This is a genomic window from Sphingomonas sp. DMC6, from assembly GCF_056314225.1.
The window spans coordinates 219,787-246,393 of record NZ_JBQUYT010000005.1 but is presented as its reverse complement, the minus strand read 5'-3'; the positions used below and the strand labels follow the sequence as shown (position 1 = coordinate 246,393).

The following is a 26,607-nucleotide window of genomic DNA, read 5'->3' as shown; positions in this document are numbered from 1 at the left end:
GATCAGCCCTCCACCACTTCGAGGCCCATCGCGCGGGCCGAACCTTCGATGATCTTCGTCGCGGCTTCGATGTCGTTCGCGTTCAGGTCCTTCATCTTGGCCTGGGCGATTTCCGACAGCTGCGAACGCTTGATCTTGCCCGCAACCACCTTGCCCGGCTCCTTCGAGCCAGATTTCAGGTTGATCGCCTTCTTCAGCAGATAGGTCGCCGGCGGCGTCTTGGTCTCGAACGAGAAGGAACGGTCCGCATAGACGGTGATCACGGTGGGCAGGGGGGTGCCCTTTTCCACGTCGCCGGTCGCGGCGTTGAACGCCTTGCAGAATTCCATGATGTTCACGCCGCGCTGACCCAGGGCAGGGCCGATCGGCGGCGAGGGGTTGGCGGCGCCGGCAGCCACCTGCAGCTTGATATAGCCGGTAATCTTCTTAGCCATGTCACTCTCTTTCAAGTCGAGCGGTACAAGCGACGGCCGCAAGGCCGCCTCCCGCATGGTTCCAATGCTGATGCGCTGGAAGCCGGCGCCGTTAGCGCAAAGCGCCGGTAATGGCAATCCCCGCGCGGCTCGGGAGATTGCCGGGGGCGCCTTAGCCTGCCGAAGCGAATAAGCAGGTAATGGGCAACTCATTTTGGGCGCTTTTGCGATGATGGGCAAAAGTGAAGTGCGCCACACGAGAAAAATGCGCTAGGCTAGGCACAGCAATGAATAGCCCGACTTCGTCTCCGCTGCAATTTTCCCGGCGCAGTGCCCTGATTGCGGGTGCATTGCTGTTGCTGATTTCTGTTGCTGTGCTGGACTGGGGGTGCTCGGAACTCCGAGAAAGATCGACCTGGGTAGTTCCTGCCTGGATCCCCAATGCCGTTGTGCTTGCCGTACTCATTCGTGCGCGCGGCGAGGGGCTGGGCTGGATTCTCGCCGTTTCGATGGCCGGGCTGGCGCTTGGTAATGTGCTTAGCGGCGATACCCTGTTTCTCGGGCCAATCGATGCCGTGGGCAATACGGCGGAAGTGGCAATCGCTGCGGCGATCATGAACCGGGGGGCGCCGGACATGCGCTTCAACCTTACTGCACCGGCGGGCCTGTTCCGTTTCACGCTAGCCGCCGGGGTGGTCGCGCCTCTCGTCACCGCGCCACCGTCGGTGCTGTTGTTCGGCCTTGTCGGCGAGCCGATGAGCTGGGCGGCGGTGGCCGACTGGGTTTTCACCGACGGGATCGGCAATCTGGTGCTCACGCCGATCCTGGTGTTTCTCTACGATGCGGTCCGCGCGCGCGTTCCCCCGTCGCGCCGCACCGTCGCCGAATGGATGTTGATCTTCGGCAACGGGACGCTGCTGACGATGGTGGTGTTCACACAGGGGCAGTTTCCGCTGCTGTTCCTGATTACGCCATTCGTGCTGCTGGCGGCGTTTCGGCTGGGCGTGACCGGCGCCGCGCTGGCCACGCTGATCGTGACCGTCGTCGCCTCGATCGGCACCACGCTGGACATGGGCCCGATTCATCTGGTGCAGGGCGGGGTGCCGCGGCGGACGCTCATATTGCAGTTGTTCCTGCTGGTAACCTTTGCCTCGGCTGTACCGGTCGCGGCGGCGCTGCAGGAACTGCGAGCGATCCGCAGCCGGTTGAGCCGCAGCGAGAGCTTCCTGCGCTCGACACTCGACAATATGCGCGACATCGTGTTCCGCATCGACCGCGAAGGGCGCTGGACCTTCCTGAACCCCGCTTGGGAAGAAGTGTCGGGGTACAGCGTCGCTGAAACGGTGGGCCAGCCGGCACGAAATTGGCTTTCCGCGGAGTCTCTCGCTGCAGCGCGTACGCTTCTGGAAGATATCAACCGCGGCGGCCACCCGGAATTCATCGACATAAGCTTCCGTCGCAAGGATGGCTCGGAGTGGACGTCGGAGGCGCGCTTCGACCTGCTGCGCGACGAGCAGGGTGAATATGCCGGCCTGATCGGCAACCTGCGTGACGTTACCGGTCAGCGGGCCGACCAGCGGGCGCTGTGGGAAGGCGAGCGGCGGATGCAGATCATCGCCGATCTTTCGCCGGCGGGCATTGTCCGCACCGATACGCTCGGAGACATGACCTGGGCCAGCCCGGTCTGGCTGCAACTGACCGGCATGAAGCTGAAGGAAGTGCTGGGTACCGGCTGGGCCGAAAAACTCTATCCGGATGGACCCGGCGAGGCGCTGCAGGCCTGGCGAGAGCTGATTGGCAGGGGTTTGCCCTTCCAGCAGGAGTTCCGCTTCACCAACCAGGCCGGCGAAGCGATGTGGGTGATGACCTATGGCCGGCCGGAGCGCGATCGCGACGACTGTGTCACCGGTTTCATCGTGCTGGTGCTCGACGTTACCGATCGCAAGCGCGCCGAGCGCAAGCTGGCGGAGCGCGAGCGCGAGCTCAGCATTTTCGCCAGCAACGTGTCTGATGCGGTGTTCCGGCTGGACTTGCAGGGGCGCTGTCTGTCCGCAACGCCTTCCACGCAGCAGGTGCTGGGCCTGTCGCCGGAGGAATTGGTCGGGCACTATATGCTCTCCAATTTCCATCCCGACGATGATGCTGCAATCCGCGAAACCTTTGCCGCTATGGCGGAGGGCAAGCGTGACCATAGCGTGCTCGCCTATCGCGCGCGCCACACGGTCGACGATCGCTGGATGTGGCTGGAGGCCAATTCGCGGCTGGTGCGCGATGCAGAGGGCCGTCCTCGTGAGATCGTGGCGTCGTTGCGTGATGTTACCGAACGCAAGGAAATGGAGCAGGCACTGGACCGCGAGCGGCGGCGCGCGGAGAGCGCAACCCGCGCGAAGTCGCGCTTCCTCGCCAGCATGAGCCATGAAATCCGCACACCCATGAACGGCGTGCTGGGCTTTGCCGACCTGCTGCTGGCCAGCGATCTGAACCCTGTGCAACGCGAACAGGCCCGGCTGATTGCCGAATCCGGCCATATGATGATGCGCATCCTGAACGAGATCCTCGATCATTCGAAGATCGAGGCAGGGCAGATGGCGATCACCTCCGAACCGGTCGACCTGGTCCATGCGATCCACCGTTCGGTGCGGCTGTTCGAGTCCGCTGCCCGACAAAAGGGCATCGCGCTCGACATGGAAATGGACCCCGCATTGCCGCGCTGGATATTGAGCGACGGGCTGCGGTTGCGGCAGATCATCACCAATCTTGTCGGCAACGCCGTGAAGTTCACGCGCCAGGGGAGCGTGCGCGTGGTGGCGACGCTCGCCCATGGCGAGGAGGGCGCGACCCAGTTGCTGCTCGACGTCATCGATACCGGCCCCGGCATTCCTGCCGACCAGCAGGAAGCGGTATTCGGCGAATTCGTGCAGGTGGATGAAGAAACCAGCCGGGCGCTGGGTGGCACGGGGCTGGGCCTTTCGATCAGCAGCCGCATGGCCAAGCTGATGGGAGGGACGATCGGCCTGGAAAGCGAAGTGGGCAACGGGTCTCGCTTCCGGCTGGAGCTGCCACTGCTCGCGGTCGCGCAGCCCGAAGAGGAAGAGGCGGCAGACGAGCCGGACGCTGCGGGACAAGGCGCGCTGCCGGGCCGGGTGCTGGTTGCCGAAGACAATGACATCAACCAGCGGTTGATCGTCACGCTGCTCTCGCAACTGGGCATCGGCTGTGATGTCGTGCTGGACGGGGCGCAGGCGATTGCCGCGGTGCTGCGTGCGGAGGCCGAAGGGCGGGGCTACGATCTCGTGCTGATGGACCTGCAAATGCCCGAAGTCGACGGGTTCGAGGCAGTGCGCGCAATCCGCGACGCGGGGCTTGGCGCGGAGCAGGTGCCGGTGGTGGCGGTTACCGCCAACGCCTATCAGGAGGATATTCGCGCGGCGTTGCTGGCCGGTATGCAGGATCATATCGCCAAGCCGATCGATTTTGCCGCGCTCACCCGAGTGCTCCGCCGCTGGACGCGCGTGCCGGCCGAGGCGCCGGCGCCCAATCTCAACCCGGCGCTGGACGAATTGCGCCCGCAATTCCGTCGCCGGCTGCGGGCGATCCGCGTGGCGCTCGCGGGATGGGAAGGAGACACGACCCCGCCCGAGGACCGCGCGGCGCTGCGCAGCCTGTGCCATCAGGTGGCCGGCAATGCGGCGTTGTTCGGCTATGTCGCGTTGGGGGACGTGGCGCGGATGGTGGACCGTCAGCTGGTCGAGATCGAGCGCGGTGCCGCTCTCGACGCGCCTTTTGCTGCCGCACTCGCGCTTCTCGGCCGGCGAGCGCGTGAGGCGACGGCGATCGAACTGGGGCGCCTGCCAGCCGGCCCCGCTGCGGAGCTGGCTGCGGGCCTGTGAATTAGTGCCGGCGGAAGTGCTGCACGAGGTGCAGCAGGCCGGCGATTGCAGCCCCCAGCGCCAGCCCGGCGATCCCGGCGCCCACTGCATTCACCACCCAGGCGACGACCCCGCTGCCGACCGGCGCGGCATGTCCTGCGCCCTCGGCCGCGGCGTGCAGCGCATGCGGCAGCGCGCCCAGACCGAATGCTTCGAGGCCATGGAGCAGGATGCCGCCGCCCACCCAGGCCATGGCCGCGACGCCGATATGCGAGAGCGCGGTGAGGAGCAGCGGCATCGTCCGCACCAGCCCGCGACCCAGCGCCTGCGCGGCGGCGGCCGGCTTGCGGCTGAGATGCAAGCCGATATCGTCCATCTTCACGATCACCGCGACGACGCCGTAGACGCCAACCGTGATCGCCACCGCCACCGCGACCAGTGCCGCTGCCTGGGTGCCCAGCGCCTGATCGCCGAGCTCCCCGAGCGCGATGGCCATGATCTCGGCCGAAAGGATGAAATCGGTCCGCACCGCGCCGCTGACCTGGCGCTTTTCGAGTTCGACCGGATCGGCGATGGCGGCGACGGCTTCGGCGTTATGGCCGCCAGTGAGCGCTTCGAGAATCTTTTCTGCGGCCTCGAAGCACAGATAGCTGCCGCCCAGCATCAGGATCGGCGTCAATGCCCAGGGTGCCAGCGCGCTCAACGCCAGCGCTGCGGGCAGGATGAAGAGCAGCTTGTTGCGTAGCGACCCCAGCGCGATCTTGCCGATGATCGGCAGTTCACGGTCGGGGGAGAGCCCCGTCACATAGCGCGGCGTGACGGCCGTGTCGTCGATCACCACACCGGCGGCCTTCACGCCCGCCCGTCCTGCCGCGCCGGCGACATCGTCCAGCGATGCTGCCGCCAGCTTCGCCAGCGCCGCCACATCGTCCAGCAGTGCTACGAGCCCGCCCGGCATGTTTCCTTCCCCCTGTTGGTGTCCTGACGGCAAGGCAGGCCAAATGACCTCATCCGTGCGTTTCTGTCCTGTCCGCGCCGGCACCGCCAATATCGCCCTCGGCCACCCATTCGCGCCACAGCAGCACCAGCGCCGCCATCACCGCCGGCCCCACGAACAGGCCGAGCAGGCCGATTGTCTCCACGCCGCCGACGATGCCGATCAATACCCAGACGAACGGCAGGCGCGTGGTGCCGCCGATCAGGCCGGGGCGGAGGAAGTGATCGATGACGAAATTGAGCGCGAAGCCGATGCCGCCCACGACAATCGCCGCCACCACGCTGCCCTTGGCCAGCAACAGCAGCACCGCGACCGCCAGTACCGTCACCAGCCCGAACGGGATGATCGAGGCGAAACCGGAGAAAAGCCCCATCAGAATCGGGTGCGGCACGCCGCCGGCGAGATACAGGATCGCCATCAGGAAGCCCTGCGCCATCCCGAGCAGGACAAGCCCGTCGACCGCGCCGCGCACCGCCGCGAAGATTTGCCGCCCCAGTCGGTCGCCGGCATCGCCGAAAGCGCGGGTGGCGCCGCGTTCCAGCTGGCGGACGATGCCGTCACGATCGCGCAGCAGGAAGAACAGTACGATCAGCGTAAAGCCGAACACCACTACGCGCCGCACCAGCGTATGCGTAAGTGCCTGCGAATGGTTGAGCCACAGCGAATGGTCGAGCCTGCCAATCTCGGCCGATGCGGCCTGGGGCGTGGCGAGATGCACGTTCCACCAGGCGGTGACTTCGGCCGATCCCCAGGGCAGGCGGGCCACCCAATCGGGCAACGGCACGCCATGCGCGCGGGCATCGGCGATCAGGTGCGCGGCCGCCTGAATTTCAACGACCGCCTGGCTGACGGCGATGCTGAGCGGCAGGAGGACGATCAGCAGCACCCCCAGCGTCAGCAGCGCGGCGATCACCGTGGCATGTTCGGGGAACCGGTCGAGCAGGCGACGGCGGACCGGATCGACCGCGATCGCAAGCACGCCCGCCCAGAGCACGGCCGGAACGAAGGCCATGCCGATCCACAAGGCGGCGGCCGCAATCGCTGCCGCCAGCACGATGCGGGCGCGGGTTTGTGCTTTGGTGCTGTGCGGCATTGCGTTCCCCCGTGCGGCAATGGCGCCGCCAATGCCGCCTTACTTCACCCGTTCGACGTCCTCGAAGCCCAGTTCCAGCGGCGTGGCGCGGCCGAAGATCGAGATCGACACCTTCACGCGGTTCTTGTCGTAGTCCAGTTCTTCCACCACGCCCGAGAAAGTGGCGAAGTTGCCGCTGATGACCTTGACCGTATCGCCGATGTCGTAATCGACCTTGAGCTTGGTCTTGGGGGCTGCGGTTGCCGCTTCTTCCTTGGTGTTCAGGATGCGGGCAGCCTCTGCCTCGCTGATCGGCTGGGGCTTGCCCGAGCTGCCGAGGAAGCCGGTCACCTTTGGCGTGTTCTTCACCAGGTGATAGACGTCGTCGTTCATCTCCAGCTTGGCGAGCACATAGCCGGGGAAAAATTTGCGTTCGGACTGGATCTTCTTGCCGCGACGCACTTCGGTGACGGTTTCGGTCGGCACTTCGACCGCCTCGACCAGCCGGTCGAGGCCCATGCGGGTGGCGTCAGCCAGGATCTGGTCGCGGACCTTGCCCTCGAAGCCGGAATAAGCGTGGATGATGTACCAGCGCGACATGGTTTTGTTGCTTTCCCTTACTGCGCGAGGCGGAGGAGCGTGTTGACGATCAGGTCAAAGACCGAATCGATGCCGAGGAAGAAAACGCCGAGCAGCGATGTCATGATCATCACCATGACGCCGGTCATGATCGTCTCGCGCCGGGTGGGCCAGCTGATCTTGCGGGCTTCGGCACGCACCTGCTTTACGAATTCGACGGGACTGGTCTTCGCCACTTGGGGCCATCCTCGCTAAAAAAAACTTGGTCCTTCGGCGGGCATGGGGCCGCTGCCCGGTCCTTGTCAGGAACCGGTGCTTTCCCACCACGCTGTCGGATAGGGGGCCGTATCTAGCGGCTCGCGGCGCCTTGTGCAAGCGCGGCGGCGCGTGCCTTCTCTCAGCGGCGCTTCAGACCGTGCAGCTTGTGCCAGACGAACAGGCCGATCGCGACCACCAGCACCACGCCGATCAGCGCATCGGCGCTATGGAATGCCGCCTTCAGTCGCGGGTCGCTGTTCCATTTGTCGCCCAGCGTCATGCCCACCCAGGCCAGGCCGAAGCACCAGGGCCAGCTGCCGATGAAGGTATAGATATGGAAGGGCACCAGCTTCATCCGCGCGACCCCCGCGGGGAAGGCGATGAACGAGCGGATGACGGGCAGCAGCCGCCCGATCAGCACCGCAATGCTGCCCCAGCGCGCGAAGAAGCGGTCCGCCGCATCGATCTCGCCCGCGCCAATCAGCACATAACGCCCCCAGCGAAGCGCCAGCGGCCGGCCGCCGCGCTTGCCGATCTCATAGGCGACGATCGACCCCAGATTGCACCCGATCGCGCCGGCGGTGGCGGCAAGATACAGGTCGAACCGCCCGGTTGACACCAGATAGCCGGCAAAGGGCATGATGATTTCCGACGGCAGCGGAATGCAGGCGGATTCGATCGCCATCAGCAATACGATGCCCAGATAGCCGCCCGTTGAAATGACGCCGATGATGAAGGTGGCAAGAATGCCGAGGATGCGTTCGACCATGGCCCGCTCGTTGCGCGAGGACGGCGCGCTTGGGAAGGGGGTTTTTGCCGGCGGTTGCAACTGTGGCTCTTCGTTTCGGCAATTGACGCGCCGATGATCCTGCACGTCTTCCCGGTGTCGAAGAATCCTATTCGGTTTGATGAGCGCAATGTTGAAAATGTTTGGCTGAGTGCGACGCGCGAAGCACCCGAATCCAGCTGGCCATGACGCGCGATCGGTTAGCTAAGGAATCAAGTGTCTATTTGAACCATACTGGGGGTTTCCCGAGGGCGGCGCGATTTCGCTAGCCTGTGCCCTGCGCCTTTACCTGCCTCAACGCCGGCTTATTGGCAGGTGCAGCGTGGCGGCAAGGCCGCCCGTTGCCGCCTCGGCAAGGCGCAGCGCGCCGCCATAGAGCTCCGCCAGCTCCCGCGCGATGGCGAGGCCAAAGCCATGGCCGTCGCCGCGCTCGTCTAGCCGTACCCCCGGCTCCACGGCCCGCGCCCGCGCTGCATCGGGGATGCCGGGGCCGTCATCTTCGACCGAAACCTGCACTGTACCGTCCCGCACAAACGCGCGCACCATTACGCTCCCTCGGGCATGGCGCACGGCATTGTCGAGCAGGTTGCCGAGCATCTCGTCGAAATCGGCCGGTTCCACCGCCACGGCGAGCGTAGCGTCGACTTCTGTATCTATCGTCACCTTGGCCAGGGGGGCGAGCCGGGCGACGGTCGCCACCAGATCGCCGACGGCAGGCGACAGCATCGTCCGCGCCCGGCGATCGGTGATGCGTTCGCGGGCGCGCGACAGATGGTGACGGATCGTCGCATCGATGCGGGCAAGCAGCCCGGCATGGGCGGGCGCGTCGCGCAATTCGAGCGCCAGCGCCGCCACCGGCGTCTTCAGCGCATGGGCGAGATTGGCCGCCGATGCTCGTGCTGCCGCCAGCGCCGCATGATTGTCGTGCAGCAGTGCGTTCAGTTCCTCGGCGAGGGGCTGCAGTTCGGAGGGCTGGTTTTCGGGGATGTGGTCGGCGTCGCCCGACCGCACTGCCGCGACCGCATCGCGCAGCGCGCGGAGCGGACGCAGCCCGTACCAGAGCTGGAGCAAGGCCGCCCCCGCCAGCACGAGCGACAGCAGGAACAGCAGGAACAGGAGCGGCACGATGGCGTCGTGGATCGGGCGTTCGATCACCGCACGCGGGGCTGCGGCGCGCAGCACGACCTTGCCTGCGGGGGAAGCAAGCGTGACTTCGCGGGCATGGACCGGCGCGCCTTCGCCATCCGCGCCGTCGCGGGGCACCGGACCGCCCGGCGCCTCGGGCGGCCCCGGACGTCCGTGCCGTGGCTCGGGATAAAGGCGCGGAAAATCGTTCGAGCCGATCGTCCGGTCGGGCGCGGCGATTTCCCAGCGCCAGCCCGGCCCCGCCTCCAGCGCGCCGCGCACCTGGGCCAGCCGGGCGGCATCGACATGGCCGTCGGCGGTGACGGCGGTGGTCAGCAGCGCGATCTGCGCATCGAGCCTGCGGTCGATTCCCTGGGTGACCAGCCGCCCCAGCACCGCGCCGATCATCAGCCCGGCGACGACCAGCGCCAGCACGGTCGCCGCCGTCGACAGCAGCAGCATGCGGCCGCGGATCGACTTCACGCGCCCTCTCCGGCGGTAAGGCGATAGCCGCGCCCGCGCACCGTCTCGATCAGATGCGCGCCGATCTTCTTGCGCAGCCGGCCGATGATCACTTCCAGGCTGTTCGAATCATTGTCGGCATCACCTTCATAGACGCGTTCGAGCAGGCTGAGCCGCTCGATCACGGTTTCCTTCGACAGCATCAGTGCCGACAGCACGCGCCATTCCAGCGCAGTCAGTCGCAGCGGGAAACCGTCAAGTTCGAACTGGCCGCTCTGGCTGTCGAAGGCGAGGGGGCCGCAGGCGATGCGTGTTGCGGCGTGCCCCGATACGCGGCGCACGATCGCGCGCAGCCGCATCACCAGTTCCTCGACGCGAAACGGCTTGGTTAGGAAATCGTCGGCCCCGGCCTTGAAGCCGGCGACCTTGTCGGACCAGCCGGCGCGCGCCGTCAGGATCAGCACCGGCAGCGCGTGGCCGGCGTCGCGCCATTGTTTCAGCACCGATAGCCCATCCTGGTCGGGCAGGCCGATGTCGAGCACGGCGGCGTCATAGCTTTCGGTGTCGCCAAGATGCGCCGCATCCACACCGTTCACGGCCAGATCGACCGCGCAATGCTCCGCCCGCAGCGCCCGGGCGATGGCGGGCCCCAAATCGGGATCGTCTTCTACCAGAAGGATACGCATGTCCGGTGGCTAGCCCCCCTCGTTAAACCGAATCTGAACCGCGGCATTCAGCGTGCCGAGGGCGCGCTTTGCTACACCTGCTCCCGTCAGTCGAATTCAACAGAAGGAGTAGAAGCATGTCCTGGTTGCATGACAAGATGGCGGCGATGTCGTCGGGGGCCCGGTTCGCCGCGGGTGCCGCGTTGCTGGCAGTCGGCGCCGCCGGCGGGGCCGGTGCCGCGGGGCTCACCCGGCCCGGCATCGAAATGGCCCCGACGATCGTGACGCCTGTCGCCCGGCTGGGCGCGAGCGGCGGCATTGTCACCATCAAGGGGCGGGTCGCCGAAATCTATGGCGATCGGCTGCTGGTGGCCGATGGTAGCGGGAAGGCGATGGTCGATGTGGGCCACGATGCGGCGTCGGGGCTGAGCGTGGGCGCGAACGTACTGGTCCAGGGGCGCTTTGATGACGGCCAGCTGCATGGTTCGTTCCTGGTCGGTCCGGACGGCAAGGTAGAGGCAGTGGGCCCGGGCCCGCGCGGAATGGGGCCTGGTCCGCACGGTCCCGGACCGCGTGAACCGCACGGCCCGCCGCCGCCCCCGGGTGCGCCCGTTCCGCCGCCGCCGGGGGATGCGCCGCCGCCGGGTGCGCCTATTCCACCGCCGCCGGCCGGATGCCCGGCGCCCGGTGCGGCACCCGCTGCTCCGGCACCCGCACCCGCTGCGGCGCCGGTCGCGCCGCAACGCTGAAGCATGGGGCGCCTCTCCGGAGGCGCCCCGTTTCCTTTTGTTCCGGCCCCATGCGGCACATGCGACGATTGCCTGCCTTATGCGTTGAGCGGCGCTGAACGGCCTCGCCACCTCCGGTTCATCCAGAAAGGAGCAAGGTGACGGGCATCGGGTCGAACGAAAGGAAACCCTATGGCATATCCCCGGACGCGCCCCGCGATACTGGCGGCAACGGCGATGGCGCTGGCCTTGAGCGCCTGCAACGGCGCCAAAACGCCCGACAGCCAGGTCTCCGCTGCCGATAACGCGGCCCTGCCGGCCTTGCCGCAGGCCGTTCCGTTGCAGCAGGGCGCGGCGACACCGCTTGCGGCCGCGCCGCCGCCCCAGGCGTTGCCCGCCATGCGGCACGTTCGGGTGGCGCGGCTCACGCGTCCGTCCGATGCCTATGCCTATCTCGATCGCGCTGATGGCGTGACCGACGCGATCGGCGATGCGCCGCCGGATTACGCCTATGACGACGGGCAGGTATCGCCCTGGGCGTGGCAGACCAGCCGGGGCGATGTCCGCTATGCCGAGCCGGTCGATGGCGGCTATCGCTATTATTATTACGAGCCCGGTGCGGCGACGCCCTATCTCGTTCGCGACCCGAACTATAGCTATGGCTATTCAGGCGACGAGCTGGTCGCCGTCTATGACGCGTCCGGCGCACTGCTGCCGCCGGACGGCTATTATGGCCGGATCGATTATGCCTCGCGCTATTTCGATCGCGCGGCCTATCTCTATCGCCTCGACCGTGAACGCGAGCATCGCGGCGTGATCGCGGCGAACTGGGCGGCACAACGCGCGGAAATCGCCGCGGTGCGCGCGCAATGGGCGGAGGACCGCGCCCGGCAGGCAGAATGGCAGGCCTATCACGCTGCGCACGAAGCGCAGGAACGCGATTATTGGGCCGAAGAACGGGAACGGCGTGCGATCGCAGCGCAGCGCTTCGTCGCGTGGCAGCAGAGCGGCGGCCGCGCGCCGATCCCCCAGCCGGTGGCCTATGCGCCGCCGCCGCAACAGCCGAGCTGGTTTTCGGGCTGGTTCGGCGGTGAGCGCCAGCGCGAGGCACAGCAGCGCGCGCAGTTAGCGGCGCAACAGCAGCAACAGCGCGCCCAGTTGGCGGCCCAGCAACAGCAGCGTCTGATCGCCGAACAACAGGCTCGCCAACAACAGGCGCAGATGAGCCAGCTACGGCAGCAGCAGGTGCTGGCCGAGCAGCAGGCGCGCCAGGCCCGGTTCGCACAGCAGCGGGCGATGCAGCAACAGGCGCAACAGGCGCGGGCGGCGCAGATCCAGCTCGCACAGCAGCGTCAGGCGCAGGTGCATCGCCAGGAACAGGTGCAGCGCGCGGCGGCGCAACAGCGCGAGGCGGCGGCGTGGCGCGCGCAAGAGCAGGCGCAGGCCCACCGCGCGCAGATGATGGCCGCGCAGGCGCAGCAACGCGAACGGGCGGTGGCGGCCCAGCGCCAGCATGCCGAGGCCGTGCAACATGCCCGGCAGGAACAGCAACAGGCGCAGCGCGCGCAGCAACAGGCCCGTGCCGAAGCCGAATCGCGTCAGCGTCAGGCCCAGGCGGCGCGGGCGCAGGTGGCCGAGCGGCAGGCGCAGGCCCATGCGATGGAGCAGGCCCGCACACATCCGCCTGAGCAGCCCCATCCGCACGCCAATGCCCCGCATCCGCAGACGCCCCCGCATCCGGCAAAGCCGCACGAAGGCGGCGAGCACGGCTGATCGTCTGCGAACGTCAGTCGGAACGCCCGCACCAGCCCGGCAGATAGGCGGCGTCCTTCTGCCGGGCGGCGACAAGCGCTTTCTCGATCGCGCCTTCAAAGTCGCGCGCGACCAGCTTTGCGCCAATCCTGCGGCGCAGGAAATCGGCCCAGAGGAACTCCGAATAGGGCGTGTTGTCCTTGGCATAGCCGCCGGCGCGGCGCAGCTCGCCGGCCAGCGACCGATAGGGATCGTCCTTCATCGCGCCGATCGTGCGGGGCAGGTCTTCATGCGTGTGGCGAACGCCCGTTTCGTCGAACGGGTGCAACCAGTTGCGATTGTCCATGAAGGTCCAGAACAGCGGCTTCTTCAGGTCGTGAAGATCGGCGATCACGCTGACCAGCACATGCTCCACGCCTTCCTCGTGCAGGGCGCGGACGAGATGATGATGGTCGATCACGAAGGGCACCGATTTCGGGCCGAGGATCACCGGTATCATGTGGCGGCCCAGAAAGTCCGGGCCGTTGCGCTCCGCCCGCTTCCGCCATTCGGCGCGCTTGCGGGCGACTTCGCGAAAGCCGATGGTCATCTGCGTCGGTCGCAGACCGGCGACCGGCACCGGGTGCAGGGCAGGGGTGAAGTCGGCTCTCATCGCTGGGTCTCCCGCTGGGGCATGGCGGCCTGTACCGCCGAAACGGCATCGTCGACGCTGTAGCTGCTGCGACGGTCGAGGTCGGTTTCGCCGGCTGCGGCGATCAGGTCGCGCGCGCGGTCGTGCAACCGGGCGAGCTGGACGCGGAAGCCGGCCGCAGCCATCGCCCGGTCGAACTCGATCAGCGCGTCCAGCGCGGTGCTGTCGAGATCATAGCTTTCCTCCAGGCTCAGCACGACGGCCCGGGTGTTCGCTTCCGCGCGCGTGCCGGCGAGTACCAGACCCAGCATCCGCTCGGTATTGGCGAAGAACAGCGGCGCGGTCGGGCGCCAGATGGCGATGCCCGGGGGTGCCACTGCTTCGGCATGACGGGCGAGGTCGACATAATTGTGGCTGTCCCCCAGGCGGCCGAGCCGGGCGACACGCGGCGTCGCGAAGCGCTGGATCAGCGCGGCGAGCGACAGGGCGATCGCCACCAGCATGCCGTCGAGCACGCCCAGTGCCAGCACGCCGGCAGCGGCGCCGATCGCGACATATTGGTCGCGGTCGAGCCGCCAGAGCCGCAACAGCGGCATCGGGTCGAGCGCGTGGGTCAGCGCGGCAATCACCACCGCTGCGAGTACCGGCTCGGGCAGGCGGGCGAATAGCGGCGTCGCGAACAACAGCATCGCGGCGAGCCCGAGGCCCGCGACCAGCCCTGCCAGCCTGCTGGTCGCACCCGCGGCCTCGCTGGCCGAGCCGGCCGAAAATCCGGCGCCGACCGGCATGCCGCGCACCAGCGCGCTGGCGAGATTGGCGAGACCCAGCGCCATCAGCTCGCGATTGGCATCGACGCTATCCCCATGCCGCAGCGCCAGCGAGCGGATCGTGCCCCAGGATTCGGCGAACAGGATGAGCACCAGCGGCGCGGCGAACTGGGCCAGCCGCGAACTGGTGTCCCAGTCTAGCCGGGGCAGATGCGGCCAGCCGAGCGCTGTGTCGACTCGCCCCACCATGGCGACACCCATGGCCTCGAGGTCGAATGCGTGCGCGGCGGCGATGCCGGCCACCAGCACCACCAGAGGGCCGGGGATCGCCGGATAGCGCCGCAGCACCAGAAGCAGCAGGAGCGCGGCGGCCCCGATCAGCAAGCTTGCGGGATGCGATACGGGGATTGAGCGGGCCAGCGCCGTGCCGAAGGTCAGGATGTCGGAGCCCTGTACGCCTATACCGGTGATGATCGGTACCTGATGGAGGATGATCGTGATCGCGATGCCGAGCGAAAAGCCGCGCAACACCGGGCGGGAGATGAAGCCGGTAAGACCCCCGAGCCGAAACGCGGCGGCGGCCAGAAACAGCAGCCCTGCCATGCCCACCAACAGCGCGGCGAGCATCGCCCTGTCCTCGCCCGCAACGGGGAGTGCCGCCAGGGTCGCCGCCAGAATGGCTGCCGAGGACGAGGTGGCGGATACGATCGCGAAGCGGCTGCGCCCGGCCCCGGTATAGACCAGGCAGCCAGCGATGCCCGCAAAGATCGCATGTTGCGGCGCCAGTCCGGCAATGCCGGCATAGGCGATCGCTTCGGGCAGCATCAGGCCGGCAACGCACAGGCCGGCCACAAGGTCTTGGGTCCGCATCGCCGGCAGTTAACGGCGCGAACGGAGCGATTGGCAAGGGGGCCTATTCGGTCCGCTCCGCCGCCGTGCCGCATGCCCCGCCATAGAGCCACAGCCAGCGCGGCGGTGTCGGAGCGAGCGTGCGGGCGAGGGTCGCAAAGCGCGGGTCGAGCAACGTGGCCGACCAGTAGAGCGTGGCTGCGCCATGCGGATCCCATGCCCCGGCAAATCCCGGCAGTCCGGCCTGGGCGCGGGTGGCGTCGAACCGGACGGTTGAATGGACGAACTCGTCATGGCGTCGCGTGCCGTCCGTAAAGGGCAGCAGCCAGTCCAGCCCCTTGGCCAGCGTCTGACTATCCCGGCCCGGCAGGTGCAGCCAGTCCTCGTCGCGGCTGCGTGCGGCGATGGCGGCGGCGACCAGCGGCTCGAGGTCATAGGTGACATAGTGGAGGGCATCACGTTCGGCGAAGTCGATCACTTCGCCATCGGGGTGCATGTTGATCGAGAGTTGCGTGGTGAAGGCGTTCCGCGCGCGGGCGAACAGCTTGTCGTCGCCCAGCGCAGCAGCGGCGAGCGTGGCGAGCTTTACGCGGTGGCTCTGCCAGTTGTTGCTCCAGGTGCCGCGCGGATTGTTGCGATGCTGGTCCATCGCCGCAAGATAGCCGTTGGCGAGCACTTGCAGGAATGCGCGGGTGCGGGCGGCAACGGGGGCGGGAAGATCGCGCGCCGCAAGGGCATAGGCGCCGATCACGGTGCCGAGGCCAGTCTCGTCGATCGGATTGAAGCTGGGCCGGTAGATGCGCGTCCAGGCATCGAGATAGGTCGCAAGCCGGTCGAGCGCAGCGCGATTGCCGGTTGCGCGCCACGCCATTGCCAGATCGGCCATGTAGCGGAAATCGCGGGCGGCTGCCGCCGACTGATCGTAGATGCCCTGATGCGGCAAGGTGCCTTCGGTGTGGAGCATCGGCATTGCCTGCGGTGCCGCACTCGGGGCAGTGGCTACGGTATGGTTCCAGGCGCTGGCAGAGGGTGGGGTAGCCGGAAGACAGGGCCCCGCTGAAAGCGCCAGATAAGCCGTCAGCATCATGGCTGCGGCGCCTTGGGCAGCTTGATTCCCAGCAGCACCAGCCGGTTCCCGGTGATGCCGAACCAGTGCGGCACGCCCGCTGGTATCAGGAGGACATCGCCCGGGCCCAGCGAGCGGGTCGTGCCGCCCTCGATGCGGCTGCCCTCGATCAATCCGGCGTTGCGCGTTTCCGGTTCTGCCAATGTGCCGCCGGAAATCAGCGTGCCGTCGCCTTCGAGGACGATGGCATATTCCGCCGCCGCCGGATGGACTGCAGGGCGACCGGGCTTCTTCCATATCTCGATCGCGGCGATAGTCTCGCCGTCGCGCACCAGCGGGCGCCACGCAAAGCCCTGGCCGGGCTGCATCGCCGCCAGCATCGACTGAATCTGCGCGCGAACTTCGGCGCCACTGGCAAAGCCGGGCAGACCGGCGGCGGGGGCGGCATTGGTTTGCGCGGTTGCGGTCGGGATGATGGAAAGCGCGAGCAGCATTCCTGCCGGGATCAGCGCCAAGGCCCTGGCCATCCTCGTCACCGCTGCGTCTCCTTCGCTTTATCGTGATACGACAGTGCCATAGTCGGCGAATTGGGGACAGCCCCGTCGCTAACCGTCGACCGGCCGGCGCAGCCGCGAGCGCGTGAGATCGAGTGAGTCCGTCAGCACCGCGGGAGCTGCATCACTGTCCTTGTCCATGTCCGGATAGCGGTTCCAATATTCGGTGTGTGCGCCGCGCCCGCGACGAATACGCGTCGAGACCGGGCGGTCCCACACGCCTGAACCGAGGACTGGTGCCACCGGCCCGCCGATCGGGTCGCCCTGAACCAGCCTGCGGGCGGGGAAGTAGAGATTGGTCCACACGGTCACACCGAATACCGCCGCGTGGTCGACGATCCGGATCGTCTGGCGGCGGCGGTTTACCGGCGGGGTTTTTCGTGGATAGGAGAAATGCTCGCCGTCTTCGCGGAAGGGCGGGGCGGTCGGCAGCTCGCGGCGTTCGATGCGCAGCCCGAAGTCGGCCAGATTTCGCGCGAGCAGCAGCGGCGCGTGGGCCAGCGGACTGCCCAGCGTTACGAAATCGGTCACCAGCCAGTGGGCGCCCAGCCTGCGCTGTTCGAAATGGAGATTCCGCACCGCCTGCCGCCATGCCTCGGGATCGGCACTCGCCGCGGCAGCCTCGGCCTTGCCCAGCCGGGGCTGGGTGGCGACGCCGGTCGGTCCGGCTTCCTCGATCTGGCGCCGCAGCTTCTCGCTTGCGCGCTGCCAGCTGAAATTGAGGATGTCATAGCCGATCACCGAGCCCAGGCTGTGCCCGACGACGAGAATGCGGTCATAGCGTCCGTCCTCGTGCAGCCGCTGGAGCAGTGCCACGCCTGCCTCGCGAATACGGTTGCGTGCCTCCACGGTGCGTGGGTGCGGGTTCAGGTAGATGGCGGCATCGCCGACATAGCTGCGCACGACATAATTGGCGGCGGCGACCGTGGCGGCGGCGAGGCCGGTCAGCGCGGGAAGATGTGGCCCGCGCACCTGGAACCCCAGTGCCGAGGCAAAGCTGGCAAGCGTCGCGACGACGAGCAGCAGGAGGAGCAGCCAGCAGATCCACCACAGCACGGCGAGGCGTCCCGGCACGTCCTGCCGCGGCCGCCGCATCAGCAACCACAGCCAGGACAGCACGAACGGCCACCCCGCCACCGGCATCAGATGCTGCCAGTAAAATTCGATGAAGTCGCTGTCCTCATTGGCGGAAAAGGCCCGGTAGCGCCGCTCCTCGAAACCCTGCGAATAGGGATCGGGCTTGCTGTAGAACAGGCGCTTGCCCGCGCTATCCTCTTCCGCGCCCAATACGCCCAGGACGAAGCCGGTCAGCGTATCCATCGGCCGCTGTTCGCCGATGCCGTGGATGACGATCACCGCCTGTCGCGGCTTGCCTGTCGTCGATGTCGGGGACGGGGCGGAGGACTCCACGGTCACGCTGCGTCGCTGGGATGGGGGAGGGCAGATTGCGCTTCTCCGCCGCTCGGCATGGTTTCAGGCAGCATTGTCCGTCCCCCCATCGGCTGCATGGCCGGGGTGGACCCTATCATGCCACTGCTATCGGTGCCATGCGCCGCCGGGCGCCGAAATGCGCACAAGAAGCCGGAATGGACGCAGTACATTGCGTTTCCTGCTTCGTCCCGCCATCACCGATGGTGATGCGTAGTTCGTCCCCCCAGCCGTTGATCCAGGCCGCCCGTGCGCGGATCGCTGCCGAGGGCATGCGCGGGTTGAGCCTGCGGTCGATCGCGCAGGATACCGGCAAATCGCTCGGCTCGCTCAGCTACCGCATCGGTGACAAGGCCGCCTTGGTCGCCGAACTGCTGGCGCAGGAACAGGCGGAGCAGCAGGCACTCCATGCGGTCTGGCGCGACCGGCTGACGGGGCTCGATCTTGCCGCGCCGCCGGTGCTGGCGGCGGCGATCCTGGCGCATCTCGACGAGGCTGCCGGCCCCAGGCGTGCGGCGGCACTAACCCGGTGCGAGCTGATTCTGGAGGCCGGCAGCCACCCGGCGGGCTATGGTGGCATTGCGGCGATCCTCGATGCGCAAGATGCATTCTGGGTCGCGGCGCTGGCCAACCAACTGCCGGCGGAACGGGCATCGCTAATGGGGCGTGCGATCGCCAACTACTGCCGCGACGAGCTGCCCTTTTCGCTGGCCGCAGGCGCCATCCCCGATTACCGGCTGCTCCGGGCGGCGACCGTCGAGCGGCTCGCGCAGGGCTTTGCGGGGAATGCGGGGCCGCTGCCCGCGCAATTTGCCAAGCTGGTCGCTGCGTGCGGCAGCGACAGCGCAGAAGAGCTGCTACGGATTGATCTGGTACCGGGAACCAAACGCTCCGAAATCGCCGTAGCGACCGGCGCGCTGATCGCGGAACAGGGGGTGGCGGCGCTGTCGCACCGCGCCGTGGCCGCGCGGGCAGGGGTGCCGAATTCCACCGTCGCGCATCATTTCCGCACCAGCACCGACCTTCTGGCGGCGGGCATCGGTGCACTGGTGCTGGACATGCGGCGAGAGATGGGCGCGGTCGGCCCGCTGGCGCCGCAGCGGCATCACGGCCCCACGCTGATGCGTGCCACCCATGCGATTGCGCTGGTTGCTGCGCGCGATCCGCAACTGACGCCCTATGCGCTCGACATGCGGCGGCGGCGGGCGGAGAATGTTCGCGGGGCGGTGGCGGCCGCGCTGGACGGGGAGACGCCTGTCGACGGTGCCGCCGTGCAGGCGGCGGTGCTGGTGCTGGTCGGCAACTTGCTGGCGATGCATGCGCGGGGCGGCTTTGACCGGCCCGGCACGGTACAAATCGCGGATCTGGCGCGGTTGCGCCTGCTCACCGCCGCGACGTTGCTGGATTGAGGCGTTCCACGCCCGCGCGGCACCGGCGCACGAGGCGTTTCGCCCGTGTGCCGGTGCGCCCTGTCGCCGGAATCTCTCCGGCGGGTCCGTTAGCGCGCGACGGGCGCCAGCCGCGCCGCCCTACCGCCCGGCAGCCCGACGACATAGGGCGTGCCATAGGCGTTGCCCGCCTTTTCGAAGTCGGTCGATACCACTTGCGCGCCGCTGGCAAAGGCGGCGTTGGCGCGGGTCATGTCGTTGACCTTCGCCTCATAGGTTTCGATGTCGGCACGTGAACGGACCATATAGCCCTTGCGTACTTCCTCGCGGATTTCCGCGCCGCGTGCGAGCGCATTGTCGTCGAGGATAAACGCGGCATAGGGCTGGCCGGGCTGTGAATCGAGGAACGCCAGCCGCCCTTCCAGACCGGGATGGCCGTGGAGATAGGCCGATGCGCCGTCATGGCCGGTTGCGGTAATGAGCTGGAACACGAACTTGCCGCGCGCCTGGCCCAGCGTCGGCCAGCTGCCGGCCAGCACGGCCTTTTCGAGCGTGGGATAGCTGCCGCGCACATCGTCCGGCGCGATCAGGTTCTTGCGCCCGATCACCTCGGCGATCGTCCGGTCAATCTCGTCATAGGTAGCATCGGTGAAGGGGGGCACCTTCGACGAGCCGGGGAGGATCGGCAGCGACTGCACCTTCGCCTCGATCATCACGAAGATCGGGATGTGGCGGGGGTGCGCGTCCGACCAGGCTTTCAGCTCGGTCAGGCACTGGCGGAAGCCGGGGCAGGAGCTGCGGAAGTCTATATCCGCCATATGCAGCACCTTCAGGCCTGGTCCCTTGAGCGGTGAGGGGTCGAACGGCAGCAGGTCGGTAACGCCCTGGCTGCGCAACAGGCGATAGGCGGCAGGATTGGCATAGGCGCCGCCTTCCGGATCGGCGTTGACGTCCAGTTCCACGCCGCGAACGCCCAGGTCGAGCTGTTCCGTCAGACTCGGATGGCGATAGTTGAGCGCTTCCGAAAAACGCACGTCATTTGGGTGCGCAATCTGGAACTCGCGCTGCGCCGCCGTCGGCATGGCCCCCAGCAGCTTGCCCATCGACGGCAGCCGGGTGTCGAGCAAGGCCCGCACGCGCGGGTCGACGCCGATCGAATAGCTGTTGTGCGTGCCGAGCACCTGGATGCGGTTGAGCGGGGTGGAATCGGGGATTTCGCTCGCCTCGGGTTTGAGGTCGTCGGCGGCGGCCCCGGTCCAGGCGAGGCCCGTGGCGAGCAGGGCAATGCTCGCCAGAGCGCCAAGGGAATGACGGATCATGTCGTTGCTCCTCCGCATCAGAAGCGGAAATTGACGAAGCCGCCCAGCGTGCGGCGCGCATTGGGCGAGGTGTAGTGCAGCAGGCCGAGCGCGCCGTAGATCTGCCAGCCGGTCGAGAAATAGGTGTCGAACAGGTTGCGCGCATAGACGCCGACTTCGACGCCTGACCGGTCATGGATGAAGCTCAGCCGCGCATTGGTGAGGCCATAGCCCGGCACATAGGAGTAGGTCGGCTGGCCGACGACGGTCCAGTATTCGCTGCGATAGGCATAGTCGGCATGGGCTCGAATGCGCAGTTGCGACGAGACCGGATGTTCATAATCGGCCGCTGCCGTCGCCGCGAAATCGGGCGAGTTGGGCAGGCGGGTGTTGGTGTAGTTGGTCGTCGCATTATATACATAGTTGGTGAAATAGGCGTCGGTGTACGACGCCGATGCACTCAGCGACAGCGAGCGGCTGGGGCGCACCGCGATGGTGGTTTCCACGCCCTGGCTGCGCAGGCCGCCGGCATTGCCGATCGCAGTGGCGAGCAGGAAGCCGCCCGCGCCATCGGGCACCTTGGTCAGGATCGTCGCCTGGAAATTGGTAAAGTCCGAACGGAACGCATCGATGTTGAAGCGCAGGCGGCGGCCGAACCATTCGGACTTGAGGCCGAACTCCCAGGCCTTCACCGTCTCTGACTTGTACGGATCATATTTGTTGCCGACAAAGGCGATGCCCTGCGGCTTGTAGCCGGTGGAATAGGTGCCGTAGACCATAAGGCCCGGCGTGATCTGGAAGGTCGGCGAAATCCGGAACGAGAAATTGTCGCCGGTCACGCGGCCGAACGGAATGACGGGCGGGACGCTGGTCGCGACGAAATTGGGCGAGAAGCCCGCGACCGGCATCGGGTCGATCGTCACATAGGTCAGGCTCTGCGAATTATTGTCATGGCTGTACCGGCCGCCCAGTTCGAGGCGGAACCAGGTGGTCGGCTTGATCTGGAGCTGCCCGAACGCGGCTTCGCTCTCGTTCACCGAATGGAACAGCGCGGCATTGCCGGCCTTTCCGATCGCGCCGGTGAGCGCATAGAGCGTCTTGATCGGCACGCCGTTGGTATAGACGGGCGCGCCCAGCGTCGACCATTGCAACTGGGTCTGGGTCGCTTCCAGCCGGTTGTAGAAGGCACCGACCAGATAGCTGACCAGCCTGTCCTGCGGCGACGCGAAATGGACTTCCTGGCTGACCTTCTCCGTATAGAGATGCCCGTAATTATAGGGGATGTAGGCGAAGCGATCGATCGGCGTGAGATCGGCCGGCGTGTTGTTGTTGTAGAGCGTGTAGCGATAGGCGCTGATCGAGGTCAGGTCGTGATCGCCGATCTTGGCGTGCGCGCGTACCGATGCGCCCCACTCCTCGGTTTCGATATGGCCATAGATGCTGTCGGCGGTGTCGGCGCTTTTCGGCCCTGGTGTCACGCCCAGCGAATTGAGGATGGCGGTGACGGCGGCGGGCTGGCCCGAGACCGGCGTGCGGACGCTGCTGTCCCAGTGATGCGCATAGTCGCCCGATACCAGCAGGTCGAACCGGTCGCTCGGCTGCAGCAGCAGCTTGGCGCGGCCGCCATATTCGTGCGTCGAGCCGACCAGCTTGTTGAGGGTGACGTTGCGGCCGAAGCCGTCCTGGCCCTGGTCGAACCCGGTGACGCGCAGCGCCGCCATGTCGCCCAGCGGCACATTGACGGTGCCGTTCAGGATCATGTCGTTATGCTCGCCATAGCTGGCGCTGCCCCGCACCGAGGTTGCGCCCAGTTCCGGCTTGTTGGTGGTGACCGAGATAACGCCCGAGGTCGAGTTCTTGCCGAACAGTGTGCCTTGCGGCCCCATCAGCACATCGGCGCGGGCGATGTCCGCCAGGCCGATCAGACCGTTGGCGCGCTGGCCATCCATCACCACGTCGTCGACGACGACATTGACCGACTTGGCGTTGGAAAAGTCGAACGAGGTGGTGCCGACGCCGCGAATCTGGAAAGCGGCACCCTGGGTGGGGTCATACTGCAGGCCCGGCGTCAGATATTGCAGGTCGGTGAGCGAGGTGTAACCGGCATCGGCAATCGCCTGCCCCGTGATCGTCTGGATCGCGACGGGCACGCGTTGGCTGTTTTCGCTGCGGCGCTGGGCGGTGACCACCACTTCGGGCAGCACATCGGTTGCGCCGGGTGCGGTTTGCGTGCTCGGCTTGCTGCTGTCCACGGTCTGCGCATGCGCTGCCGGTGCTGGCATGACCGCGCTTGCAAGTACGGCGAGTGACGCAGATTGGAACAGATGTACTGCTTTAGAACGGCGAGTCATTACGATTCCCTTTTCGCGTTTATTGCGTTTCGGCGGGCGAATATCGATCGTGCGTTGCGGTTTTGAGACACGCGTACGGGAAAATTGCGCACACGGATGTGCGGGCTGGTCATGTCGTCTTTCGCTTCGCGAAAAGCGTTGCGGTACTGGTAGTTGCGAATTACTCTGAGTTATTACTGGACCGGCGGAGAAGGATGCTATGGATCGCAAAATCCCCTGGGCGACTCCGTCGCGCCGGAATTTTCTTGGCACCGGCACGCTGGCGCTGGGCGGCGCGTCGATCGCCGCGATACCCGCGCGTGCGGCCGACGAAGGAAGTGCCACGCCGAAGGTGTCTGCTGCGCTCCAGCCCTTCGACATGGCGGATGTGACGCTGGCGGACAGCCCCTTCCTACACGCGCAGCGGATGACCGAGGCCTATCTGCTGCGGCTCTCGCCCGACCGGCTGCTCCACAATTTCCGGGTCAATGCCGGGCTGGAGCCCAAGGCCCCGGCCTATGGGGGGTGGGAGTCCGACGCGTTATGGGCTGACATCCATTGTCAGGGGCATACGCTCGGCCATTATCTCTCGGCCTGCGCGCTGGCGTTCCGGGCGACGGGCGATGCGCGGTTCCGCGAACGGGTGGAGTATATCGCGGCCGAACTGGCCGCCTGCCAGAAGGCGGCCGGCAGCGGACTGGTCTGCGCCTTTCCGGAAGGGCCGGCGCTGGTGGCGGCGCATCTTCGCGGGGAGAAGATTACCGGCGTGCCTTGGTACACGCTGCACAAGCTCTATGCCGGCCTGCGCGACGGGGCGACGCTGGCGGACAGCCAGACCGCGCGCGCGGTGCTGCTGCGGCTCGCCGACTGGGGCGTGGTCGCGACCCGGTCGCTGTCCGATGCGGATTTCGAGCAGATGCTGGAAACCGAACATGGCGGCATGAACGAAGTCTATGCCGATCTCTATTGCCTGACCGGCAATGACGACTATCGCACGCTGGCCCAGCGCTTTTCGCACAAGGCGATCCTCGCGCCGCTGGCCCGGCACCGCGATCAGCTCGACGGGCTGCACGCCAACACCCAGCTGCCCAAGATCGTCGGTTTCCAGCGCGTCCACGAAGCGACCGGGGACGCCAGCTATGGCGAAGCCGCCAGCTTCTTCTGGGAGACGGTGACGCGCACCCGGTCCTTTGCCACCGGCGGGCACGGCGACAACGAACACTTCTTCGCGAACGCCGATTTCGCCGAACATGTCTTTTCGGCCAAGGGCTCGGAAACCTGCTGCCAGCACAACATGCTGCGGCTTACCCGCGCGCTGTTCCTGCAGGCGCCGAGCGCCGATTATGCCGATTTCTACGAACGCGCGCTCTACAACGGCATCCTCGCCTCGCAGGATCCGGACAGCGGCATGGCCACCTATTTCCAGGGCGCGCGGCCCGGCTACATGAAGCTGTACCATACGCCCGAGCATTCCTTCTGGTGCTGCACCGGCACGGGCATGGAGAACCACGTCAAATATCGGGATTCGATCTATTTTCGCGGCGACCGCGCGCTTTATGTGAACCTGTTCATCCCCTCGTCGGTGCAGTGGCACGAGCAGGGCGCGGTGCTCACCCAGTCCACCCGCTTTCCGGAAAGCGCGGAGACGCATTTCCAGTGGAAGCTGGCAAAGCCCGCCACGCTGGCGTTGAAGCTGCGTCATCCGCGCTGGAGCAGGACAGCGACCGTGCTGGTCAATGGCGTGGAGACGCTGCACTCGACCGCGCCGGGCCGCTATCTCGACGTGACGCGGCTGTGGCGCGACGGCGATCAGGTGGAACTGCGCCTTGCCATGGAAGCCGGTGCGGTGGTCAACCCGGCGGCGCCCGACATCGTCGCGTTCACCTATGGTCCGCTGGTGCTCGCCGGCGCGCTGGGGCGCGAGGGGCTGGCGCCCGGCGCGGATATTGTCGTCAACGAGCGCGAATATGGTCGCTATAACGACACGCCCGTAGCGGTGCCGACGCTGGCGGGCGATCCGCAGGCGCTGGCGGCGGCGATCCGCCTGGGCGACCGGCCGCTCGAATTCCGGCTGGCATCGGCGGAGGGAGAGGCGGTGCGGCTGATCCCGTACTACCGCATCGCGCACGAACGCTACGCGACCTACTGGAAGCTCGCCCCGGCCTCGGCCGCTAACCCGTCGAGATAGCCGCACAGCATGTCGGCGAGCGCTGCGGACCAGTCGGCGATTTCGGCTTCGGTCCGCGGTGTTTGCGAGAAGCGGTCGCCCACGCCGCTCAGCGTCATCTTGATCAAATGGCCGGCAAGTTCGCGGCGGTCAGCGGCCAGCTGGGGCAAGGACTCTTCCAGAAAGGTCTGGAAGATCCGCGCATTATCCGCCTTGGCCGCGACGGCTTCGGGTGCGTCGCGATAGAGCGGCGCAGCATCGTTGAGTGCGATGCGGATCGCGGCTTCCTCGCATTCGGAAAGCAGAAAGGCGTGGACGAGACGCCGCAGCCGCTCCGCCGGCGGACGGTCGCGCGATTCCAATATGCCCCGCAGCATCGTCGAGGTGCGCCGCCATTCGTCGGTCTGCAGGCGGAACAGGATCGCCGCCTTGTTGGGGAAATATTGGTAGAGCGAACCGACACTGACGCCCGCCCGTTCGGCGACTCGCGCCGTGGTGAAACGCTGCGCCCCTTCGCGCATCAAAACCTGAATAGCGGCGTCGAGCACCGCCTCCACAAGCTGCGACGAACGTGCCTGACGGGGCTGTTTGCGCGAGGCGATGGGGGCAGTGCGGGGCGTGCTCATCGGTGCTTCCAGCCAATGCGAATAGCCAAAGCTGACGGATTAGTCGTATTTTTCCAGCAGGCAAGCACTCCCCTCCGCTTGGCCTTTGGAGAACCCCGATGACGACGCTTTCCAGCGCCCCTGTGGCGCCTCTTCTCGCGCGCCTGTTCGACGCGGCAGACCGCAATCCCGCGACGCTCAGCCCGCGCTTCGCCGGCATCTCTCGCGACGCGCTTCAGCACCTGATGCGCAGCAAGGACCAGTATCGCGAATTCTATGCTGCGCTTCGCGATTTCGCGTTGCCCGTGTCGCGCGAAGTGGGCGGGCTGCTCTACATGCTGGCGCGGGCGACGCAGGCCCGTTCGATCGTGGAGTTCGGCACCTCGTTCGGCCTGTCGACGCTGCACCTGGCGGCGGCGCTGCGCGACAATGGTGGCGGTCGGCTGATCACCAGCGAGTTTGAACCCGCGAAGCTGATGCAGGCCCGCGCCAATCTGGCCGCCGGCGGGCTCGACGATCTGGTCGATTTCCGCGAAGGCGATGCACTGGAAACGCTGGCGGTCGACCTGCCCGACGCGATCGACCTGGTGCTGCTTGACGGCGCCAAGGCGCTCTACTGCGACATTCTTGATCGTGTGGAGAGCCGGCTGCGGCCCGGCGCGATCCTGCTCGCGGACAATGCCGATCACGCGCCGGACTATCTCGAGCGGGTCGGAAAGTTCGCCAATGGCTATATGTCGATGCCGTTCAACGACGAGGTGGAGCTGACGATCCGTCTCGGCTGAAGGCCGTACACCGGCGCTGCGGTCACTGCGGC

The 26,607-nt window shown here is 66.8% G+C and carries 22 protein-coding genes; 6 read left to right on the top strand and 16 right to left on the bottom strand.

What is annotated here, in order from left to right; translation table 11 throughout:
• Window positions 1-2: 2 nt before the first annotated feature.
• Window positions 3-434, bottom strand: a complete 432-nt coding sequence (gene rplK, locus ACT53M_RS14000) for a 50S ribosomal protein L11 (RefSeq protein WP_476234088.1) — start codon at window positions 432-434, stop codon at window positions 3-5.
• A gap of 266 nt (window positions 435-700) precedes the next feature.
• Here rplK and ACT53M_RS13995 point away from each other — a divergent pair, with 266 nt between their 5' ends.
• Entirely contained in the window at window positions 701-4,303 is a 3,603-nt protein-coding gene (locus ACT53M_RS13995) for a PAS domain S-box protein (protein ID WP_476234087.1), read from the top strand.
• 1 nt (window position 4,304) lies between these two features.
• Here ACT53M_RS13995 and ACT53M_RS13990 read toward each other — a convergent pair whose 3' ends face one another.
• From ACT53M_RS13990 to ACT53M_RS13960, 7 genes are all read right to left on the bottom strand, one after another.
• Window positions 4,305-5,240, bottom strand: coding sequence for a DUF808 domain-containing protein (locus ACT53M_RS13990; RefSeq protein WP_476234085.1), 936 nt, complete (start codon window positions 5,238-5,240; stop codon window positions 4,305-4,307).
• A 49-nt stretch (window positions 5,241-5,289) separates the two neighbouring features.
• Window positions 5,290-6,372, bottom strand: coding sequence for an AI-2E family transporter (locus tag ACT53M_RS13985; RefSeq protein ID WP_476234084.1), 1,083 nt, complete (start codon window positions 6,370-6,372; stop codon window positions 5,290-5,292).
• A 39-nt stretch (window positions 6,373-6,411) separates the two neighbouring features.
• Window positions 6,412-6,951, bottom strand: a complete 540-nt coding sequence (gene nusG, locus ACT53M_RS13980; protein ID WP_476227197.1) for a transcription termination/antitermination protein NusG — start codon at window positions 6,949-6,951, stop codon at window positions 6,412-6,414.
• 17 nt (window positions 6,952-6,968) lie between these two features.
• The gene (gene secE / locus ACT53M_RS13975) at window positions 6,969-7,166 is read right to left on the bottom strand and encodes a preprotein translocase subunit SecE (RefSeq protein ID WP_476234083.1); all 198 of its coding nucleotides are present in this window, start codon (window positions 7,164-7,166) and stop codon (window positions 6,969-6,971) included.
• A gap of 161 nt (window positions 7,167-7,327) precedes the next feature.
• Window positions 7,328-7,957, bottom strand: coding sequence for a DedA family protein (locus ACT53M_RS13970; protein WP_476234081.1), 630 nt, complete (start codon window positions 7,955-7,957; stop codon window positions 7,328-7,330).
• A gap of 312 nt (window positions 7,958-8,269) precedes the next feature.
• Entirely contained in the window at window positions 8,270-9,583 is a 1,314-nt protein-coding gene (locus tag ACT53M_RS13965) for an ATP-binding protein (RefSeq protein WP_476234080.1), read from the bottom strand.
• Window positions 9,580-10,248, bottom strand: a complete 669-nt coding sequence (locus ACT53M_RS13960; RefSeq protein WP_476234079.1) for a response regulator transcription factor — start codon at window positions 10,246-10,248, stop codon at window positions 9,580-9,582. Before ACT53M_RS13960 ends, ACT53M_RS13965 begins: the two co-directional genes overlap by 4 nt.
• 116 nt (window positions 10,249-10,364) lie before the next feature.
• Between ACT53M_RS13960 and ACT53M_RS13955 the strand changes: the two genes are divergently transcribed.
• Together ACT53M_RS13955 and ACT53M_RS13950 are read left to right on the top strand one after the other, a co-directional pair.
• Window positions 10,365-10,976: a hypothetical protein gene (locus ACT53M_RS13955; RefSeq protein ID WP_476234078.1), complete on the top strand. Its 612-nt coding sequence runs from the start codon at window positions 10,365-10,367 to the stop codon at window positions 10,974-10,976.
• A 171-nt stretch (window positions 10,977-11,147) separates the two neighbouring features.
• A complete protein-coding gene (locus ACT53M_RS13950; RefSeq protein ID WP_476234076.1) occupies window positions 11,148-12,728 on the top strand; it encodes a hypothetical protein in 1,581 nt (526 codons plus the stop codon).
• A 13-nt stretch (window positions 12,729-12,741) separates the two neighbouring features.
• Here ACT53M_RS13950 and ACT53M_RS13945 read toward each other — a convergent pair whose 3' ends face one another.
• From ACT53M_RS13945 to ACT53M_RS13925, 5 genes are all read right to left on the bottom strand, one after another.
• Complete coding sequence (locus ACT53M_RS13945; RefSeq protein ID WP_476234074.1) at window positions 12,742-13,359, bottom strand: ParB-like protein; 618 nt, start codon at window positions 13,357-13,359, stop codon at window positions 12,742-12,744.
• Complete coding sequence (locus ACT53M_RS13940) at window positions 13,356-14,975, bottom strand: SulP family inorganic anion transporter (RefSeq protein ID WP_476234072.1); 1,620 nt, start codon at window positions 14,973-14,975, stop codon at window positions 13,356-13,358. Before ACT53M_RS13940 ends, ACT53M_RS13945 begins: the two co-directional genes overlap by 4 nt.
• Before the next feature lie 43 nt (window positions 14,976-15,018).
• Entirely contained in the window at window positions 15,019-16,041 is a 1,023-nt protein-coding gene (locus ACT53M_RS13935) for an alginate lyase family protein (RefSeq protein WP_476234070.1), read from the bottom strand.
• Window positions 16,038-16,547: a cupin domain-containing protein gene (locus tag ACT53M_RS13930; RefSeq protein WP_476234171.1), complete on the bottom strand. Its 510-nt coding sequence runs from the start codon at window positions 16,545-16,547 to the stop codon at window positions 16,038-16,040. The genes ACT53M_RS13935 and ACT53M_RS13930 overlap by 4 nt, the downstream gene beginning before the upstream one ends.
• A gap of 78 nt (window positions 16,548-16,625) precedes the next feature.
• The gene (locus tag ACT53M_RS13925; protein ID WP_476234069.1) at window positions 16,626-17,930 is read right to left on the bottom strand and encodes a hypothetical protein; all 1,305 of its coding nucleotides are present in this window, start codon (window positions 17,928-17,930) and stop codon (window positions 16,626-16,628) included.
• Between the two features lie 281 nt (window positions 17,931-18,211).
• Here ACT53M_RS13925 and ACT53M_RS13920 point away from each other — a divergent pair, with 281 nt between their 5' ends.
• Window positions 18,212-19,411: a TetR/AcrR family transcriptional regulator gene (locus ACT53M_RS13920; RefSeq protein WP_476234067.1), complete on the top strand. Its 1,200-nt coding sequence runs from the start codon at window positions 18,212-18,214 to the stop codon at window positions 19,409-19,411.
• 89 nt (window positions 19,412-19,500) lie between these two features.
• Here the strand turns inward: ACT53M_RS13920 and ACT53M_RS13915 are convergent, their stop codons facing one another.
• Together ACT53M_RS13915 and ACT53M_RS13910 are read right to left on the bottom strand one after the other, a co-directional pair.
• Entirely contained in the window at window positions 19,501-20,709 is a 1,209-nt protein-coding gene (locus ACT53M_RS13915) for a Ca2+-dependent phosphoinositide-specific phospholipase C (protein ID WP_476234065.1), read from the bottom strand.
• A gap of 17 nt (window positions 20,710-20,726) precedes the next feature.
• The gene (locus ACT53M_RS13910; RefSeq protein WP_476234063.1) at window positions 20,727-22,970 is read right to left on the bottom strand and encodes a TonB-dependent receptor; all 2,244 of its coding nucleotides are present in this window, start codon (window positions 22,968-22,970) and stop codon (window positions 20,727-20,729) included.
• Between the two features lie 268 nt (window positions 22,971-23,238).
• Between ACT53M_RS13910 and ACT53M_RS13905 the strand changes: the two genes are divergently transcribed.
• A complete protein-coding gene (locus ACT53M_RS13905) occupies window positions 23,239-25,206 on the top strand; it encodes a glycoside hydrolase family 127 protein (RefSeq protein ID WP_476234062.1) in 1,968 nt (655 codons plus the stop codon).
• Here ACT53M_RS13905 and ACT53M_RS13900 read toward each other — a convergent pair.
• Window positions 25,161-25,811: a TetR/AcrR family transcriptional regulator gene (locus ACT53M_RS13900; RefSeq protein WP_476234061.1), complete on the bottom strand. Its 651-nt coding sequence runs from the start codon at window positions 25,809-25,811 to the stop codon at window positions 25,161-25,163. The genes ACT53M_RS13905 and ACT53M_RS13900 overlap by 46 nt on opposite strands.
• Before the next feature lie 98 nt (window positions 25,812-25,909).
• Here ACT53M_RS13900 and ACT53M_RS13895 point away from each other — a divergent pair, with 98 nt between their 5' ends.
• Window positions 25,910-26,575 carry an O-methyltransferase gene (locus ACT53M_RS13895; RefSeq protein WP_476234060.1) on the top strand — a complete coding sequence of 222 codons (666 nt, stop codon included), beginning with the start codon at window positions 25,910-25,912 and terminating at the stop codon, window positions 26,573-26,575.
• The last annotated feature ends 32 nt before the right edge of the window (window positions 26,576-26,607 follow it).

What these genes read in the sequence shown, in the direction of transcription:
- rplK (WP_476234088.1), bottom strand. Translation starts at nt 434, where the DNA reads ATGGCTAAGAAGATTACCGGCTATATCAAGCTGCAGGTGGCTGCCGGC.
- ACT53M_RS13995 (WP_476234087.1), top strand. Translation starts at nt 701, where the DNA reads ATGAATAGCCCGACTTCGTCTCCGCTGCAATTTTCCCGGCGCAGTGCC.
- ACT53M_RS13990 (WP_476234085.1), bottom strand. Translation starts at nt 5,240, where the DNA reads ATGCCGGGCGGGCTCGTAGCACTGCTGGACGATGTGGCGGCGCTGGCG.
- ACT53M_RS13985 (WP_476234084.1), bottom strand. Translation starts at nt 6,372, where the DNA reads ATGCCGCACAGCACCAAAGCACAAACCCGCGCCCGCATCGTGCTGGCG.
- nusG (WP_476227197.1), bottom strand. Translation starts at nt 6,951, where the DNA reads ATGTCGCGCTGGTACATCATCCACGCTTATTCCGGCTTCGAGGGCAAG.
- ACT53M_RS13970 (WP_476234081.1), bottom strand. Translation starts at nt 7,957, where the DNA reads ATGGTCGAACGCATCCTCGGCATTCTTGCCACCTTCATCATCGGCGTC.
- ACT53M_RS13960 (WP_476234079.1), bottom strand. Translation starts at nt 10,248, where the DNA reads ATGCGTATCCTTCTGGTAGAAGACGATCCCGATTTGGGGCCCGCCATC.
- ACT53M_RS13955 (WP_476234078.1), top strand. Translation starts at nt 10,365, where the DNA reads ATGTCCTGGTTGCATGACAAGATGGCGGCGATGTCGTCGGGGGCCCGG.
- ACT53M_RS13950 (WP_476234076.1), top strand. Translation starts at nt 11,148, where the DNA reads ATGGCATATCCCCGGACGCGCCCCGCGATACTGGCGGCAACGGCGATG.
- ACT53M_RS13945 (WP_476234074.1), bottom strand. Translation starts at nt 13,359, where the DNA reads ATGAGAGCCGACTTCACCCCTGCCCTGCACCCGGTGCCGGTCGCCGGT.
- ACT53M_RS13940 (WP_476234072.1), bottom strand. Translation starts at nt 14,975, where the DNA reads ATGCGGACCCAAGACCTTGTGGCCGGCCTGTGCGTTGCCGGCCTGATG.
- ACT53M_RS13935 (WP_476234070.1), bottom strand. Translation starts at nt 16,041, where the DNA reads ATGATGCTGACGGCTTATCTGGCGCTTTCAGCGGGGCCCTGTCTTCCG.
- ACT53M_RS13930 (WP_476234171.1), bottom strand. Translation starts at nt 16,547, where the DNA reads ATGGCCAGGGCCTTGGCGCTGATCCCGGCAGGAATGCTGCTCGCGCTT.
- ACT53M_RS13920 (WP_476234067.1), top strand. Translation starts at nt 18,212, where the DNA reads ATGCGTAGTTCGTCCCCCCAGCCGTTGATCCAGGCCGCCCGTGCGCGG.
- ACT53M_RS13915 (WP_476234065.1), bottom strand. Translation starts at nt 20,709, where the DNA reads ATGATCCGTCATTCCCTTGGCGCTCTGGCGAGCATTGCCCTGCTCGCC.
- ACT53M_RS13910 (WP_476234063.1), bottom strand. Translation starts at nt 22,970, where the DNA reads ATGCCAGCACCGGCAGCGCATGCGCAGACCGTGGACAGCAGCAAGCCG.
- ACT53M_RS13905 (WP_476234062.1), top strand. Translation starts at nt 23,239, where the DNA reads ATGGATCGCAAAATCCCCTGGGCGACTCCGTCGCGCCGGAATTTTCTT.
- ACT53M_RS13900 (WP_476234061.1), bottom strand. Translation starts at nt 25,811, where the DNA reads ATGAGCACGCCCCGCACTGCCCCCATCGCCTCGCGCAAACAGCCCCGT.
- ACT53M_RS13895 (WP_476234060.1), top strand. Translation starts at nt 25,910, where the DNA reads ATGACGACGCTTTCCAGCGCCCCTGTGGCGCCTCTTCTCGCGCGCCTG.